This is a genomic window from Kluyvera genomosp. 2, assembly GCF_036759865.1.
Taxonomy (GTDB): Bacteria; Pseudomonadota; Gammaproteobacteria; order Enterobacterales; family Enterobacteriaceae; genus Kluyvera; species Kluyvera ascorbata_B.
This window is the reverse complement of the sequence record NZ_JAPKIA010000007.1, coordinates 79,519-93,220: the sequence shown is the minus strand read 5'-3', so window position 1 is coordinate 93,220 and position 13,702 is coordinate 79,519. Positions and strand designations below refer to the sequence as shown.

General features: G+C 55.7%; 16 protein-coding genes and 3 tRNA genes. 8 read left to right on the top strand and 11 right to left on the bottom strand.

Annotated features, from left to right (window positions below; genetic code table 11):
• Nucleotides 1-43: 43 nt before the first annotated feature.
• Nucleotides 44-1,210, bottom strand: a complete 1,167-nt coding sequence (locus V6942_RS09220; RefSeq protein ID WP_106926762.1) for an MFS transporter — start codon at nucleotides 1,208-1,210, stop codon at nucleotides 44-46.
• Between the two features lie 158 nt (nucleotides 1,211-1,368).
• Nucleotides 1,369-1,458: a YnhF family membrane protein gene (locus V6942_RS09215; protein WP_106926760.1), complete on the bottom strand. Its 90-nt coding sequence runs from the start codon at nucleotides 1,456-1,458 to the stop codon at nucleotides 1,369-1,371.
• 294 nt (nucleotides 1,459-1,752) lie between these two features.
• Between V6942_RS09215 and purR the strand changes: the two genes are divergently transcribed.
• A complete protein-coding gene (gene purR, locus V6942_RS09210; protein ID WP_064545731.1) occupies nucleotides 1,753-2,778 on the top strand; it encodes an HTH-type transcriptional repressor PurR in 1,026 nt (341 codons plus the stop codon).
• Between the two features lie 18 nt (nucleotides 2,779-2,796).
• Here purR and punR read toward each other — a convergent pair whose 3' ends face one another.
• Nucleotides 2,797-3,708 carry a DNA-binding transcriptional activator PunR gene (gene punR, locus V6942_RS09205; RefSeq protein ID WP_106926758.1) on the bottom strand — a complete coding sequence of 304 codons (912 nt, stop codon included), beginning with the start codon at nucleotides 3,706-3,708 and terminating at the stop codon, nucleotides 2,797-2,799.
• A 112-nt stretch (nucleotides 3,709-3,820) separates the two neighbouring features.
• Between punR and punC the strand changes: the two genes are divergently transcribed.
• Together punC and cfa are read left to right on the top strand one after the other, a co-directional pair.
• The gene (gene punC, locus V6942_RS09200) at nucleotides 3,821-5,014 is read left to right on the top strand and encodes a purine nucleoside transporter PunC (RefSeq protein WP_333501141.1); all 1,194 of its coding nucleotides are present in this window, start codon (nucleotides 3,821-3,823) and stop codon (nucleotides 5,012-5,014) included.
• Between the two features lie 299 nt (nucleotides 5,015-5,313).
• On the top strand, nucleotides 5,314-6,462 hold the full coding sequence (gene cfa, locus V6942_RS09195) for a cyclopropane fatty acyl phospholipid synthase (RefSeq protein ID WP_106926754.1): 1,149 nt from the start codon (nucleotides 5,314-5,316) through the stop codon (nucleotides 6,460-6,462).
• Nucleotides 6,463-6,504: 42 nt separating this feature from the next.
• Here cfa and V6942_RS09190 read toward each other — a convergent pair whose 3' ends face one another.
• Nucleotides 6,505-7,140 carry a riboflavin synthase subunit alpha gene (locus V6942_RS09190; protein WP_106926752.1) on the bottom strand — a complete coding sequence of 212 codons (636 nt, stop codon included), beginning with the start codon at nucleotides 7,138-7,140 and terminating at the stop codon, nucleotides 6,505-6,507.
• 251 nt (nucleotides 7,141-7,391) lie between these two features.
• Between V6942_RS09190 and mdtK the strand changes: the two genes are divergently transcribed.
• Nucleotides 7,392-8,765, top strand: a complete 1,374-nt coding sequence (gene mdtK / locus V6942_RS09185; protein ID WP_333501140.1) for an MdtK family multidrug efflux MATE transporter — start codon at nucleotides 7,392-7,394, stop codon at nucleotides 8,763-8,765.
• A gap of 46 nt (nucleotides 8,766-8,811) precedes the next feature.
• Here the strand turns inward: mdtK and zinT are convergent, their stop codons facing one another.
• Nucleotides 8,812-9,441 carry a metal-binding protein ZinT gene (zinT, locus tag V6942_RS09180; protein ID WP_106927047.1) on the bottom strand — a complete coding sequence of 210 codons (630 nt, stop codon included), beginning with the start codon at nucleotides 9,439-9,441 and terminating at the stop codon, nucleotides 8,812-8,814.
• Between the two features lie 298 nt (nucleotides 9,442-9,739).
• On the opposite strand from zinT, the gene V6942_RS09175 reads away from it, so the two are divergent.
• The 3 genes from V6942_RS09175 (at nucleotide 9,740) to V6942_RS09165 (ending at nucleotide 9,978) form a co-directional block, all read left to right on the top strand.
• Nucleotides 9,740-9,816, top strand: a tRNA-Val gene (locus V6942_RS09175).
• 4 nt (nucleotides 9,817-9,820) lie between these two features.
• Nucleotides 9,821-9,897 (top strand) — tRNA-Val (locus V6942_RS09170).
• A 4-nt stretch (nucleotides 9,898-9,901) separates the two neighbouring features.
• Nucleotides 9,902-9,978, top strand: a tRNA-Val gene (locus V6942_RS09165).
• A gap of 46 nt (nucleotides 9,979-10,024) precedes the next feature.
• On the opposite strand, the gene V6942_RS09160 is transcribed toward V6942_RS09165, so the two are convergent.
• From V6942_RS09160 to V6942_RS09140, 5 genes are all read right to left on the bottom strand, one after another.
• Nucleotides 10,025-10,345 (bottom strand): putative quinol monooxygenase, encoded by a 321-nt coding sequence (locus V6942_RS09160; protein ID WP_106926748.1) that lies wholly within the window; start codon nucleotides 10,343-10,345, stop codon nucleotides 10,025-10,027.
• Nucleotides 10,346-10,469: 124 nt separating this feature from the next.
• Entirely contained in the window at nucleotides 10,470-10,790 is a 321-nt protein-coding gene (gene pspE / locus V6942_RS09155) for a thiosulfate sulfurtransferase PspE (protein WP_420107847.1), read from the bottom strand.
• A gap of 140 nt (nucleotides 10,791-10,930) precedes the next feature.
• On the bottom strand, nucleotides 10,931-11,338 hold the full coding sequence (locus V6942_RS09150; protein WP_333501138.1) for a cupin domain-containing protein: 408 nt from the start codon (nucleotides 11,336-11,338) through the stop codon (nucleotides 10,931-10,933).
• Nucleotides 11,338-11,979 (bottom strand): carboxymuconolactone decarboxylase family protein, encoded by a 642-nt coding sequence (locus V6942_RS09145; protein ID WP_106926742.1) that lies wholly within the window; start codon nucleotides 11,977-11,979, stop codon nucleotides 11,338-11,340. Before V6942_RS09145 ends, V6942_RS09150 begins: the two co-directional genes overlap by 1 nt.
• 221 nt (nucleotides 11,980-12,200) lie before the next feature.
• Nucleotides 12,201-12,407, bottom strand: coding sequence for a glycogen synthesis protein GlgS (locus tag V6942_RS09140; RefSeq protein WP_106926740.1), 207 nt, complete (start codon nucleotides 12,405-12,407; stop codon nucleotides 12,201-12,203).
• A 250-nt stretch (nucleotides 12,408-12,657) separates the two neighbouring features.
• Here V6942_RS09140 and V6942_RS09135 point away from each other — a divergent pair, with 250 nt between their 5' ends.
• Nucleotides 12,658-12,798, top strand: a complete 141-nt coding sequence (locus V6942_RS09135) for a hypothetical protein (protein WP_106926738.1) — start codon at nucleotides 12,658-12,660, stop codon at nucleotides 12,796-12,798.
• 31 nt (nucleotides 12,799-12,829) lie between these two features.
• On the opposite strand, the gene V6942_RS09130 is transcribed toward V6942_RS09135, so the two are convergent.
• Complete coding sequence (locus tag V6942_RS09130) at nucleotides 12,830-13,702, bottom strand: oxygenase MpaB family protein (RefSeq protein WP_333501137.1); 873 nt, start codon at nucleotides 13,700-13,702, stop codon at nucleotides 12,830-12,832.

The window sequence follows — 13,702 nt, the reverse complement described above, 5'->3', positions numbered from 1 at the left end:
GTGATATGCCATCGCGCAGAAGGCTTGCCTTCTGCGTTTTTTTTTACTCGCTGACCAGCGCCTGCGCACCACGGCGACGGCCGCTGAAGAACACGACCGCCAGCGCCAGCGCAGCAACGATCGCCCCCATCACCGGTACAAAGCTGTAGCCCAGCCCGCCCGATATAACCGCACCGCCGGCCACGGCCCCCAGCGCATTACCGAGGTTAAACGCGCCAATATTCACCGACGACGAAAGCCCCGGCGCTTCGTGTGCTACCCGCATCACGCGCATCTGTAGCGGCGGCACCACGGCAAACGTTGCCGCGCCCCACACCACCATGCTAAACGCCGCCCCCACCTGGCTCTGCGCCAGCCAGGGAATGGCCAGCATAATGGCCATCAGCAGCAGCAAGAAACCTTTGAGCGTACCGCTAACCGAGCGGTCAGCAAATTTGCCGCCAAGGAAGTTGCCAATAGAGAAGCCAACGCCAATCAATACCAGCATCAACGTAATAAATCCCGGCGTGGCGTGCGTCAGGGTCCGCAATACCGGCGAAATGTAGGTATAAAGCGTAAACATCGCACCAGCGCCGAGCACGGTGGTCAGTAAGGCAGAAAGTACCTGTGGGCGCACCAGTACCGCCAGCTCACGCTTAACGTCCGGTTTTTCCCCTGCCCCACCCTTCGGCAGCGACAGCCACAGCCCCGCCATGGCGACAATCCCAAGGCCAGCAGTCGCCAGGAACGACATGCGCCAGCCAATGGTTTCACCCAGCCAGGTCGCCGCCGGAACGCCGCCGATATTGGCAATCGTCAGGCCCATAAACATGGTCGCTACCGCGCTCGCCTGCTTATGCTTTGGCACAACGCTCGCGGCAACCACCGACCCCAGACCAAAGAACGCGCCGTGGTTGAGGCTGGTAATAATGCGCGACAGCATCAGCGTGGTGTAGTCAGGCGAGATAGCCGACAGCACGTTACCAAGGGTAAAAATCGCCATCAGGAAAATCAGCGCATTGCGCCGCGCGCGATGAGACAACAGCAGCGTCATCAGCGGGGCCCCGACCATCACGCCCACGGCGTAGGCGCTGATCAACATTCCCGCGGCGGGAATAGAGACGTCAACGCCCTTCGCAATGACCGGCAGCAGCCCCATGGGCGAGAATTCGGTGGTCCCTATGCCAAAGGCGCCAATCGCCAGGGCAAGCAGGGGATAATTGACTTTCATGCAAAAACTCCGGTTGGCCGCGCACAGCTGGCGGCATGACAACATAGGGCAAAAGCATGACATCAATCACAGAAAATCAGAAGTGTACAAAACAGCAAAAGATTATTGCTAATTTGATAACAATTGACGGGAGGGAGCGAACTCCCTCACCGGAGGAATTAATGCAATACGGCGGTCAGTGCAGCGGCAACAATGAGCGCAAGCGTAATAATGGTAGTGGTGAGCGACAGCTTAAGTTCGGTACTCATCAATTTTTCTCCTTTTTATTGCCACAGTGAAACTGAGCTTACTCATTTTTGCACAGATAATCGTAAAAATCTTCACAGATTTAGCAGGATGTTGTTTTTTGCTCTTCCACTTTGCGTCGGGATACGTCAAAATTCGACGCTTATTTATAAGCGTACCGGCCATTGACCCCCTCCTGTCGTCCTGTATCGTTTTCCCGGCGAATCGCAATTCACAAAATTGCGTCAGGGTGTGTGAAGGCAAACGTTTTCCTTTCGATTTTTTCAGGGGCAGGCCAGGGTCTGGAGTGAGATGGAATGGCAACAATTAAAGATGTAGCGAAGCGCGCAAACGTTTCCACTACAACCGTATCACATGTAATTAACAAAACGCGTTTTGTCGCCGAAGAGACGCGTGAAGCGGTCTGGGCGGCGATTAAAGAACTGCACTACTCGCCGAGCGCCGTTGCCCGCAGCCTGAAGGTCAACCACACCAAATCCATTGGTTTGCTGGCCACCAGCAGTGAAGCAGCCTATTTTGCCGAAATTATTGAGGCCGTAGAGAAAAACTGCTTCCAGAAAGGGTATACCCTGATCCTCGGCAACGCGTGGAACAATCTTGAGAAGCAGCGCGCGTACCTGTCAATGATGGCGCAAAAGCGCGTCGACGGTCTGCTGGTCATGTGCTCAGAATACCCGGAGTCACTGCTCTCCATGCTGGAAGAGTATCGTCACATTCCAATGGTGGTGATGGACTGGGGCGAAGCCAAAGCCGATTTTACCGACTCGGTTATCGATAACGCCTTCGAAGGCGGTTATATGGCGGGCCGCTATCTGATCGAACGCGGCCATCGCGATATCGGCGTGATCCCGGGCCCGCTGGAGCGCAATACCGGCGCAGGCCGTCTGGCAGGCTTTATGAAAGCGATGGAAGAAGCGCAGATTAACGTACCGGCAAACTGGATTGTTCAGGGCGACTTTGAACCAGAATCCGGCTACCGGGCGATGCAGCAGATTCTGTCCCAGCACCCGCGCCCAACCGCCATCTTCTGCGGCGGCGATATTATGGCCATGGGCGCACTGTGTGCCGCCGATGAAATGGGGCTGCGCGTGCCGCAGGATATTTCGCTGATCGGGTATGATAACGTGCGTAACTCACGTTTCTTCACCCCCGCGCTGACCACTATCCATCAGCCGAAGGACTCGCTTGGCGAAACGGCCTTTAACATGCTGATGGATCGCATTGTCAGCAAGCGCGAAGAGTCACAGTCAATTGAGGTGCACCCGCGCCTGATTGAGCGTCGTTCTGTGGCCGACGGTCCGTATCGCGACTACCGCCGTTAATCGCGTTCTGCGAGCGCCCTATACGGGCGTTCGCAGCCACTCCTCGTTCAGCGTCTCACTATCCCCCAGGTACTCCAGCAGCCAGCTTAATGCCGGTGACGCTTCACTTTGCTGCCACGTGAGGCAACAGGCGGCATCCGGGAACGGGTTCTCCAGCGTCAGTGCGACCCACTCTCCGCTCTCCAGCCATGGCTGAGCCAGATGCCCCGGCACCATCGCCGCACATAAGCCGGCGGAAATACAGGTTTCTGACGACGCCCAATCCGGCACCACCACGCGTTTTTGGTTATCCAGCAGCCAGGTCGTACGCTTAGGCAGCGAACGCGAAGTATCCTCGCGCACCAGTGACGGCCAGTTGCGCAGCACATCATCGCTGAGCGGCCCATCCAGACGCGCCAGCGGATGTGCGCTGGACACCACGCAGTGCCAGTTGAGCATTCCCATATCCCTAAAAGCAAAGCGCCCCCCGACCGGAATCGCCTGCGTGGCGCCAATCGCCAGCTCGACGCGGCCGTCCGCCAGCGCATCCCATACGCCGTTAAAGACTTCCTGGTAAACAATCAGCTCAACGTCGCTAAAGTGACGGTAAAAATCGACGATCAGCTGGCGCGTACGCTGTGGCTTAACAATATTATCAACGGCAATCGCCAACTGGCCACGCCAGCCGTTGGCAATCTGCTGGCACTGCTGGCGGGTGATCTGCATTTTTTTGATAACAGACCGCCCTTCTTTCAGGAACCATGCCCCGGCAGGCGTTAATTCCACGTCGCGATGACGGCGTTCAAACAGCGGTACAGCCAGCCACTCTTCCAGCTGTCGTACCGTATAGCTTACCGCAGAAGGCACACGATGCAGTTCCTGCGCGGCGGCGCTAAAGCTACCGTTACGCGCTACCGCATCAACGACTTCAAGAGAATATTCAGACCACATTTTCTGCCTGCAAAAAATTTGAATCCATGACTCAAATATTAGCGTTTCACAACCCTGAATGCACTCTCTACACTCGGCGGCAAGGTTAATATCAGATAATAAAGGGCAATTTATGCAACCTGGGAAAGGATTTTTAGTCTGGCTCGCGGGGCTGAGCGTGCTGGGTTTTCTGGCCACCGACATGTACCTGCCTGCTTTTGCTGCCATTCAGCAAGACCTGCAAACGCCGGCCTCGGCGGTCAGCGCCAGCCTGAGTTTGTTCCTGGCCGGCTTCGCCGTCGCGCAGCTGCTGTGGGGGCCGCTGTCTGACCGCTATGGCCGCAAACCCATTCTGCTGGCGGGCTTAACCATTTTCGCCGTGGGCTGTCTGGGGATGCTGTGGGTCCGTGACGGCACTACCCTGCTGGTGCTGCGCTTTGTGCAGGCGGTCGGTGTATGCGCCGCAGCCGTTACCTGGCAGGCAATGGTCACCGACTACTATCCGGCCCAGCGTACTAACCGCATTTTCGCAACCATCATGCCGCTCGTCGGGCTGTCACCCGCGCTGGCACCGCTGCTTGGCAGCTGGCTCCTGGTCCACTTTGACTGGCAGGCCATCTTTGCGACGCTGTTTATTATCACGCTGGTGCTGATGCTGCCGGCTTTTCGTCTCAAGCCCGCGCACAAAAAGCACGCCGTCAACGGAGAAAAGCTGACGTTTATGCGCCTGCTGCGCAGTAAAGACTATCGCGGTAACGTACTTATCTACGCCGCCTGCTCCGCCAGCTTCTTTGCCTGGTTGACCGGCTCGCCGTTTATCCTGCACGAAATGGGCTATAGCCCGACCGTCATTGGCCTGAGCTATGTGCCGCAGACAATCGCGTTCCTGATTGGTGGCTACGGTTGTCGCGCCGCACTGCAAAAATGGCAGGGTTCACAGCTGCTGCCATGGCTGCTGGTCGGGTTCGCACTGAGCGTCGTGGGAACCTGGGCCGTCGGCCTGGCCCAGGGTGTGTCGCTGACCGCACTGCTGATTCCGTTCTGCGTGATGGCCACCGCTAACGGCGCTATCTATCCGATCGTCGTGGCACAGGCGCTGAAGCCGTTCCCACAGGCCACCGGTCGCGCGGCGGCGTTGCAAAATACGCTTCAGCTCGGTCTGTGCTTCCTGGCCAGCCTGGCGGTATCGACACTGATTGCGACTCCGCTGCTTACCACTACCAGCGTGATGCTGGTAACCGTAGTGCTGGCCGGTATCGGTTACGGCATGCAGCGCGCCGCCCGTCGCGCCGAACGCCAGGCTGACGCCGCTGCGTCCCACGTCTGAATATTCCTCGCATCAATACCTCCATAAATGATTAGGGCGCTAAGTTTTTTTGTTGAATCAAGGCACTTAGCGTCCTATACTGGATCGGCATCACATAATTAGTATACATTGAACTTATTATGCGGAAGCAGGACGGCTTCCCCTTAAACCACGGATTGGCTTTCGGCAAGGGGTTCTTCCCTTCCTCTGTGCTACGTCGGATAGCAGGCTCACGAATTTTTCGTGACATTTCTCACAAACCAGAAAAAAGCGTCTACGCTGTTTTAAGGTTCTGATCATCAGGTCGGGATGGAGAAGCTATGAGCTCATCGTGTATAGAAGAAGTAAGCGTACCGGATGACGACTGGTATCGTATCGTTAGCGAGCTGCTAAACCGAGCAGGCATTGAAATTAACGGCAATGCCTCCTGCGATATTCAGGTTAAAAATCCGCGTCTTTTTAAACGAGTTTTACAGGAAGGTTCGCTGGGTCTTGGCGAAAGCTATATGGACGGTTGGTGGGAATGCGATCGTCTGGATATCTTCTTCGACAAGGTACTGCGCGCCGGACTTGAAAACCAACTCCCCCATCATTTCAAAGATACGCTGCGCGTGGCCGGTGCGCGTTTGTTTAACCTCCAGAGCCGCAGACGCGCCTGGCAGGTGGGCAAAGAGCACTACGACCTCGGCAACGATCTCTTTAGCCGCATGCTCGACCCTTTCATGCAATACTCCTGCGGCTACTGGAAAGAGGCTGAAAACCTCGAGCAAGCCCAGCAGGCCAAGCTTGAGCTTATCTGCCAGAAGCTGCAGCTGGCGCCGGGAATGCGCGTGCTGGATATCGGCTGCGGATGGGGTGGCCTGGCAGCCTATATGGCGAAAAACTACGGCGTGACCGTCAAGGGCGTCACCATTTCCGCTGAACAGCAGAAGATGGCGCAGGCGCGTTGTGAAGGGCTGGACGTTGAGATTTTGCTCCAGGACTACCGCGACTTAAACGATCAGTTCGACCGCATCGTGTCCGTCGGCATGTTTGAGCACGTTGGGCCAAAAAACTACGACACCTATTTCTCCGTCGTTGACCGCAATCTCAAGCCCGATGGGTTGTTTTTACTGCACACCATTGGTTCGAAAAGAACCGACAACAATGTCGATCCGTGGATCAACAAATACATCTTTCCGAATGGCTGTTTACCGTCCGTGCGCCAGATTGCCGTCGCCAGCGAACCACACTTCGTGATGGAAGACTGGCACAACTTTGGTGCCGACTACGATACCACGCTCATGGCCTGGCATAGCCGTTTCCTCGCCAGCTGGCCGGAAATCGCCGACAACTATTCTGAACGATTCAAACGCATGTTCAGCTACTATCTTAACGCCTGTGCGGGAGCCTTCCGTGCGCGTGATATTCAGCTGTGGCAGGTTATGTTCTCCCGTGGGGTTGAACAAGGTCTGCGCGTCGCGCGGTAATCCGGCATTGACGCCTGCGCCACCCGGCGCAGGCGTTTTCCGTTATTCTGCTACCGCCTGCGCGGCAGCCTCTTTCGCGGCCATCACGCGTTCAACGGTATCCACTACCGCCTGCGTTTGCGGATCGATCTCGATATTCACGCGGTCACCCAGACGTTTTTTACCCAGCGTCGTGCGCTCCAGCGTCTCTGGAATCAGGTGCACGCAAAAACGCGTCGCCGTGACTTCACCTACCGTCAGGCTAATACCGTCGATGCCGATAAATCCTTTGTAGAGGATATATTTCATCAGCGACGGGTCCTGGATTTTAAACCAAATCTGTTTGTTGTTTTCAGACGTCAGAATTTTAGCCACTTCCGCAGTGGTCATAATATGACCCGACATCAAATGGCCGCCAATTTCGTCGCTGAACTTCGCCGCGCGCTCAACGTTAACGACGTCACCAACCTTCACATCGCCAAGGTTGGTAATACGCAGCGTCTCTTTCATCAGATCGAAGCTAATCTGGTCGCCGTTGATTTCCGTGACCGTTAAGCAACAGCCGTTGTGTGCAACCGAAGCCCCGGTTTCCAACCCGGCCAGCATAGATTCTGGCAGCGCTACTACGTGGGTGCGGAAGTTCGGTTTCTCATCAATAGACACGATTTTTGCCGTGCCCTGCACAATACCCGTGAACATATCGTCAACTCCTATTAATCATCGTGCCGGCATCGCTACCGGTTCATCTGCTACGCACAATAGCAGTTGATAAAACAGGTTGCCACCTTCCGCGCCGCTCCCCCCTTTTTTTGACTAGATTAATAGCAAATCCCCGCTACAATATCGGAGCAATTCCTCTATTTATTCTTCTTGCTGCCGGTTAAGGCGGCTTATCTGTCTCCCGTACACGGCGTACGGCGAGAATAAATAACAACAATACAGGTGTTCACGTGCAGAAGTACTTTAGCGAAGCGCGTCAGTTATTAGCTCTGGCTATCCCGGTTATCCTTGCGCAGGTAGCACAAACGGCCATGGGGTTCGTTGATACGGTGATGGCCGGCGGTTACAGCGCCACCGATATGGCCGCCGTGGCGATCGGCACGTCTATCTGGCTACCCGCCATTCTTTTCGGCCACGGCCTCCTGCTGGCGCTGACGCCGGTTATCGCCCAGCTTAACGGCTCCGGCCGACGCGACCGCGTCGCGCTTCAGGTTCGCCAGGGGTTCTGGCTGGCCGGTTTTGTCTCTCTGCTGATCATGGTTGTCCTGTGGAATGCGGGCCATATTATCCGCGCCATGCATAACATTGACCAGGCGCTGGCCGACAAAGCCGTTGGTTATCTGCGTGCGCTGCTGTGGGGCGCGCCGGGCTATCTCTGCTTCCAGGTAGCACGTAACCAGTGTGAAGGGCTGGCGAAAACCAAGCCCGGCATGGTCATGGGCTTTATCGGCCTGCTGGTGAACATTCCGGTGAACTATATCTTTATTTACGGGCATTTTGGGATGCCGGAACTCGGCGGCGTTGGCTGCGGTGTGGCAACCGCCTCGGTTTATTGGGTGATGTTCTTCAGCATGCTGTACTACGTCCGCCACGCAGGCTCGATGCGAGATATTCGTCACCACGCGCGTTTTAGCGGCCCGGACCTCACCATTCTGAAGCGGCTGACCACGCTGGGGCTGCCGATTGCGCTGGCGCTGTTCTTCGAAGTGACGCTGTTCGCGGTTGTCGCACTGCTGGTCTCTCCGCTGGGGATCGTGGATGTCGCTGGCCATCAGATTGCGCTCAACTTCAGCTCGCTGATGTTCGTTCTGCCGATGTCGCTGGCGGCAGCGGTGACGATTCGCGTAGGCTTCCGTCTGGGCCAGGGTTCAACGCCCGACGCACAGGTTTCTGCCCGCACCGGCCTGGGCGTCGGCGTATGCATGGCCGTCTGTACGGCAGTATTCACGACGCTGATGCGGACCCATATCGCCCTGCTCTATAACGATAACCCGGAAGTGGTGACGCTGGCGGCACAGCTGATGCTGCTGGCAGCGCTGTATCAAATCTCCGACTCCATTCAGGTGATTGGCAGCGGAATTTTGCGCGGTTATAAAGATACTCGCTCCATCTTCTTTATCACCTTTATTGCCTACTGGGTGCTGGGCCTGCCGTGCGGCTATGTGCTCGCGCTGACCGATCTGGTGGTTGAGCGCATGGGTCCGGCGGGTTTCTGGTGGGGCTTCATTATTGGTCTGACCTCGGCCGCAATCATGATGATGCTCAGAATGCGTTTCCTTCAGCGTCAGCCTGCGGCGGTTATTTTACAACGCGCGGCACGCTAATTGCCCCGCCCGCGCCGCCGTGAACCCACGCGGCGCGGGCCGTACCTTAGTGGTGCAGCATCTCTTCTACAACCTGCTTGCTGGTGAGCTGGTACGGATAGTACGTCGGCCAGTTATCCATCTCAGCCAGCAGCGCTTCCTGCGACTGGTTGCCCATAAAGATATGGAAATGTGCGGATTTACGCGGCGCGATCGTGTGATCGCTGAACTGCACGTATTTCGGCGCAGCGCTTTTGGCATCCTGACACTCAAACAAATAGCGCACCCCTTTTTTGCCTGACGCGTAGGTTAACACCTTGTGCCCGGCATAGCGGTACTGGCAGGCGCTGACCTTGTCACCTACGTGAAACTCCATGACGCCGTTTTCAATGCCAATCATGTTCACGTCCGTCGCGTAACCTTTACGGTAATACTCTTTAATCTGCGCGAACGTTTTGCTGTGGTCTTTTTGCGCTTTCTGGCGGAAAACCGGATCGAGCTCGCCGGACAGCAGCAGCGCATTCACCGACTCCCACACGCCGTCCCAGTCCTCAAGCGGGCGATCCTTCACGTCGCTGACGTCAAAAATGCCTTCTGCTGCCTTCTGCTCTTTTTCCGACAACGGCTTGCCGTGATCGTGATGTCCATGGGCCCATGTTTGCCCGCTCATCAGCAGCGCGCCCATCGCTAGCGCCATTTTTCCCAGATGCTTCACTCGCCTCTTCCTTCTGTGATATTGATAGGGTGCAAAACGTTATAACATTACATTTCCATTTTCAACCATCGATGACAAAAATGGCCGGCAGCGGCAGGAGTGATAAAAAGCGTCAAAAGTGGGGGGAATAAAAGCCAGCGAGATCAACGTATTTTGTAAAGCGAAGAAAAATGCGTCAGAGATGGGCAAAAGTTCTCCAGTCGCGTGAAATCACACATTTTCCACTTGCCACAGCCCGGCGCTGCCGCTAATATTCGTCCCCGTTGCCGCAAGCAACAATGCGTTCGTAGCTCAGTTGGTTAGAGCACCACCTTGACATGGTGGGGGTCGTTGGTTCGAGTCCAATCGAACGCACCATTATGCGTTTATAGCTCAGTTGGTTAGAGCACCACCTTGACATGGTGGGGGTCGTTGGTTCGAGTCCAATTAAACGCACCATAACGCGTTCGTAGCTCAGTTGGTTAGAGCACCACCTTGACATGGTGGGGGTCGTTGGTTCGAGTCCAATCGAACGCACCATATCCTCTCGATATGGCGCCTCTCTCTTCTCTTATGTATCACATCATCACGGCAGCTTGGTTAAGCGCTGTACGCTGATGCCGTCCAGCTTTCCATCCAGCGTTGCCAGAAAATCATCATGGTACGGCATTGCGACGTGCTTTTTCAGATCATCCTCTGATTTCCAGCGCTCGATAAACACGAACGATACCCTGCCCTCGTTCGCCAGCTCACGCACGTCGGGAATGGCCTTACTTTCATGAAGATCGTACTGCAGGCACCCCGCCTCCTGGTGCGTCAGCGGTACCATGGCCTGCGCGGCTTGTCTGATGGTGTCGATATATTCCGGACGGGGGGTGAGAGTGGCAACAATCTTGACTTCGCTCATGTGAGATCCTTCGTGCATTAATGACTACCCCGAGCGGCTTCACGCGGAAACCACCCGGGGACCTGAATTATTCAGGCTAGCAACGGAGTCTCATTTTCGCCAACCCTCGGCCAGCGAACGGCGATTACTTCACCAGCGTTTGTTTTTTCTCAACGTCTTTCAGGCCACCCTCATTGATGGCGTTCTTGTAGCCCATTTTTTGCAGCAGCGTTTCTGCTTTACCCGACTGGTTGCCGGTATTACAGTACAGGTACAGCGTATCGTTTTTGTCCTGCGTCACTTCGCCAATTCGCGCCGCCAGCTGCTTAAGCGGAATATTCACCGCGCCCTGAACATGCGTTTCCTGATACTGTTCTGGCGTGCGTACATCAATCCAATGCTCAGCGGCCCAGGTCGCGGTAGAGGCCAGCATAACGGTACCGGCAAGCAGGATTTTTTTAAGCAGTCGAAGCTGTTTAGACATGATATTTCCTCAAATTAAACGTCACGTCAGATTATAGCCCTCTGATTTATAGGGGATAGCCATCATTCGCGGTAAAAAGGTGACCTGAGTCATGTATCATGACCATTCAGCTCCATGCAAGCCTAGGGCAGCTTTGCGTATTCGTCGTCACTCACCGCTTCAAGCCACTCATTTGAGGCTCCCGGCGCCGAGACTTCAACCGCGATATGGGCAAACCAACTATCGTGCGCCGCGCCGTGCCAGTGTTTGGTACCGGCAGGAATATTCACCACATCGCCCGCCTTCAGCTCACGTGCCGCTTCACCCCACGCCTGATACCAGCCCCGCCCACCGGTCACCAGCAAAATCTGCCCACCCTGATGATGAATGTGCCAGAAGTTACGACAGCCGGGTTCAAACGCTACGTTGCCAATCGTCACTCCCTCACGGGACAGCATGGTCAGGTAGCTGGTTCCGGTGAAATATTGCGCGTAGGCTTCATTTTTTTCACCGCGCGGGAAGGCGCTATTACCATCAAACGGTGTGTTCATCACTGCTCCTGTTGATTAAGAAATTGTTCAAGCACCGCACGCGCGTTTTCAGCCATGGCGGGCAAACATTTTTCTGCCAGTACCGCGATAAACGTCCGCAGTTGCTCCACCGTAATGCCATTATGACGGCTGATGGCGTAGTGACTTTTCAGCTGACTTTCCGCCCCTTGAATGGCCGCCAGCGCCGCGATAGTCGCCAGTTCGCGAGTAGGCCAGTCCAGCACATCGCGCTGGAAGATATCGCCAAACAGATGCGCCTTCAGATAAACGTCTATTGCGGGTGCAAAGTCGAACAGCGGCCCGCTAACCGGCTGCCCGACCAGCCGGGTCTGATTATCCGTTCCCGCAACAAGGCTGTTCCAGCCCTCCGGCGGCAGCGTGGCGCTTTTGCCCTCGTCGTCCACCTTCCCCTGCCGTTTGCGCGCGTCCACAACCGACATAAAACAGCCCAATGCATTCAGGCTGCGTGGAAAACCGCAATAGGCGTAGAGCTGAACCAGCACGTCTTTAATTTCATTAATCGTTAAGCCTGCATCAAGCCCTGCATTTAGCGCCTGATCGAGTTTGTCCATCGCGCCGCAGGCGGTAAATGCTGCAATCGGGATTAGCGCCTGCTGGCGAGCGTTCAGTAAGGTGTGCATGTTATGGTCTCCGAAACGGAGCCGTCGCCCCGTCTGAATGTGTGGATGCGAGAATTATAGCGAGCGACAACGATGGCGATTAGCGGGGTAAATCAGAACTGGCCTATGAATAAATTTCATCAATCATGCGGGACGGCAGGAGGGTGAAAAACGAACAGCGCATAACATCAAGCCCAGGCCCTCAGATACCAATAAAAACGGGCCATTCGGCCCGCTAATGATTAACACACTTCCAGCGCCCGCGTACGGGCCCTCTCAGCCTGCTTTCGGTAATGTTCATACCTTGCACAAAACCAGGCTTTCTGCTGCGCGTTCATGTTGCCCGTTACGGCGCTGATGTCGATGGGATGGCCCAACGCGTGCATATGAGCAAAGCTGCGGGCCAAAAAATCAAAATTGGTTAATGCCTGTGGGTCCTGTTTCTGCATTGCATATCCCTCCGAACTGGTTCATTTTTTAAGGTTATATGCTTTCCTGTTTCCAGTATTCGCCTGTTATCGATATCACTTTGAACAATGCGTGCGCATTCCAGTCGCGCTACGTCACATTTTGACCAAGAGTTCGGCAAAAGAGACGGTTCGTGCTGAATAGACGGTCGGCGGCTGTCTGAGTGGGTACATCAATCAACATTTTTGCAATATACTGTGACAAGTGTAGAACAGAGTGAGTACATGACGAATGGAAATTGATCTCGACAATCTGGTTTTTGATGGATTAGACGAAGCGCAGGAACGTAATGCGGAGCGTCTGGACGATGCGGATAAGAAAGCGCAGGCGATCATCGCCGATGACGACTGCGGCGACGCCTGCAAAATCTAATAAAAAACCGGCACCCCGTGCCGGTTTTTTATTATCCCTCTCGCTGCATTCGTCGCATCGCGCAGTGGTAGGCACCATTGCGAACCGAACGCCGCAGGATGGCGGCAATCAAACGCACACCGCCGCGTACCGCACGCCGTTCGATCGGGCTCAGCCGTAAATCCAGCATGTCTTGCGCCCAGCCGGGCAGCAGATCGATTCCTGCCTTGATGAAAATCACCCCGGCGGGCTGCGCCAACCGGCCGGGCAGTCGCGTCGTTATGAGCACCCTCGCCACCTCACGCGTCCGTTCGTCGCAGCGCAGCTGTGGGCGCATTTGCGCCAGATAGTCCGCCACCGCGTCCGGCGTCTTCGGCACGTTTCGCGCGCCCAGCCGCTCGGCGATGCTGGCCGATTCAATAAAATACTGGGCCTGTTGCGCAGGACTCACCACCGTACGCCGATAGCGCAGGTGCGAGGCCATAAACGAACGGCATTCCGCAACGTGCACCCAGGTCAGTAAGTCCGGGTCGTTAGCCGCATACGGCGTACCATCGTTATCTACGCCGTTAATTCGCGCGTGAATCGCGTTGACTTTGGCAATCAATCGCTCGGCGTCTGGCTCGGTCGCAAACGTAGTTGCGGAAATGAACTGGCTGGTACGCCGCAGGCGACCGAAAATATCGTCACGAAATGACGAATGATCCCAGACGCCTGCCAGCGCCAAGGGGTGCAGCATTTGCAGCAGCAACGCGCTGATGCCACCGCACAGCATGGAGGTAAAATCGCCGTGCACCGGCCAGATGGCCGACTGCGGGCCAAACAGTCCCGGATCGCCGATAGGATGCTCGAAGTCTATTTCTTTCAACGCCATCCCCGTCAGGCCCAGTACCTGCTGCTCAATACGCTGACGTAGCCACTCCAT

What these genes read in the sequence shown, in the direction of transcription:
- V6942_RS09220 (WP_106926762.1), bottom strand. Translation starts at nt 1,210, where the DNA reads ATGAAAGTCAATTATCCCCTGCTTGCCCTGGCGATTGGCGCCTTTGGC.
- V6942_RS09215 (WP_106926760.1), bottom strand. Translation starts at nt 1,458, where the DNA reads ATGAGTACCGAACTTAAGCTGTCGCTCACCACTACCATTATTACGCTT.
- purR (WP_064545731.1), top strand. Translation starts at nt 1,753, where the DNA reads ATGGCAACAATTAAAGATGTAGCGAAGCGCGCAAACGTTTCCACTACA.
- punR (WP_106926758.1), bottom strand. Translation starts at nt 3,708, where the DNA reads ATGTGGTCTGAATATTCTCTTGAAGTCGTTGATGCGGTAGCGCGTAAC.
- punC (WP_333501141.1), top strand. Translation starts at nt 3,821, where the DNA reads ATGCAACCTGGGAAAGGATTTTTAGTCTGGCTCGCGGGGCTGAGCGTG.
- cfa (WP_106926754.1), top strand. Translation starts at nt 5,314, where the DNA reads ATGAGCTCATCGTGTATAGAAGAAGTAAGCGTACCGGATGACGACTGG.
- V6942_RS09190 (WP_106926752.1), bottom strand. Translation starts at nt 7,140, where the DNA reads ATGTTCACGGGTATTGTGCAGGGCACGGCAAAAATCGTGTCTATTGAT.
- zinT (WP_106927047.1), bottom strand. Translation starts at nt 9,441, where the DNA reads ATGGCGCTAGCGATGGGCGCGCTGCTGATGAGCGGGCAAACATGGGCC.
- V6942_RS09160 (WP_106926748.1), bottom strand. Translation starts at nt 10,345, where the DNA reads ATGAGCGAAGTCAAGATTGTTGCCACTCTCACCCCCCGTCCGGAATAT.
- V6942_RS09150 (WP_333501138.1), bottom strand. Translation starts at nt 11,338, where the DNA reads ATGAACACACCGTTTGATGGTAATAGCGCCTTCCCGCGCGGTGAAAAA.
- V6942_RS09145 (WP_106926742.1), bottom strand. Translation starts at nt 11,979, where the DNA reads ATGCACACCTTACTGAACGCTCGCCAGCAGGCGCTAATCCCGATTGCA.
- V6942_RS09140 (WP_106926740.1), bottom strand. Translation starts at nt 12,407, where the DNA reads ATGCAGAAACAGGACCCACAGGCATTAACCAATTTTGATTTTTTGGCC.
- V6942_RS09135 (WP_106926738.1), top strand. Translation starts at nt 12,658, where the DNA reads ATGGAAATTGATCTCGACAATCTGGTTTTTGATGGATTAGACGAAGCG.
- V6942_RS09130 (WP_333501137.1), bottom strand. Translation starts at nt 13,702, where the DNA reads ATGGAGTGGCTACGTCAGCGTATTGAGCAGCAGGTACTGGGCCTGACG.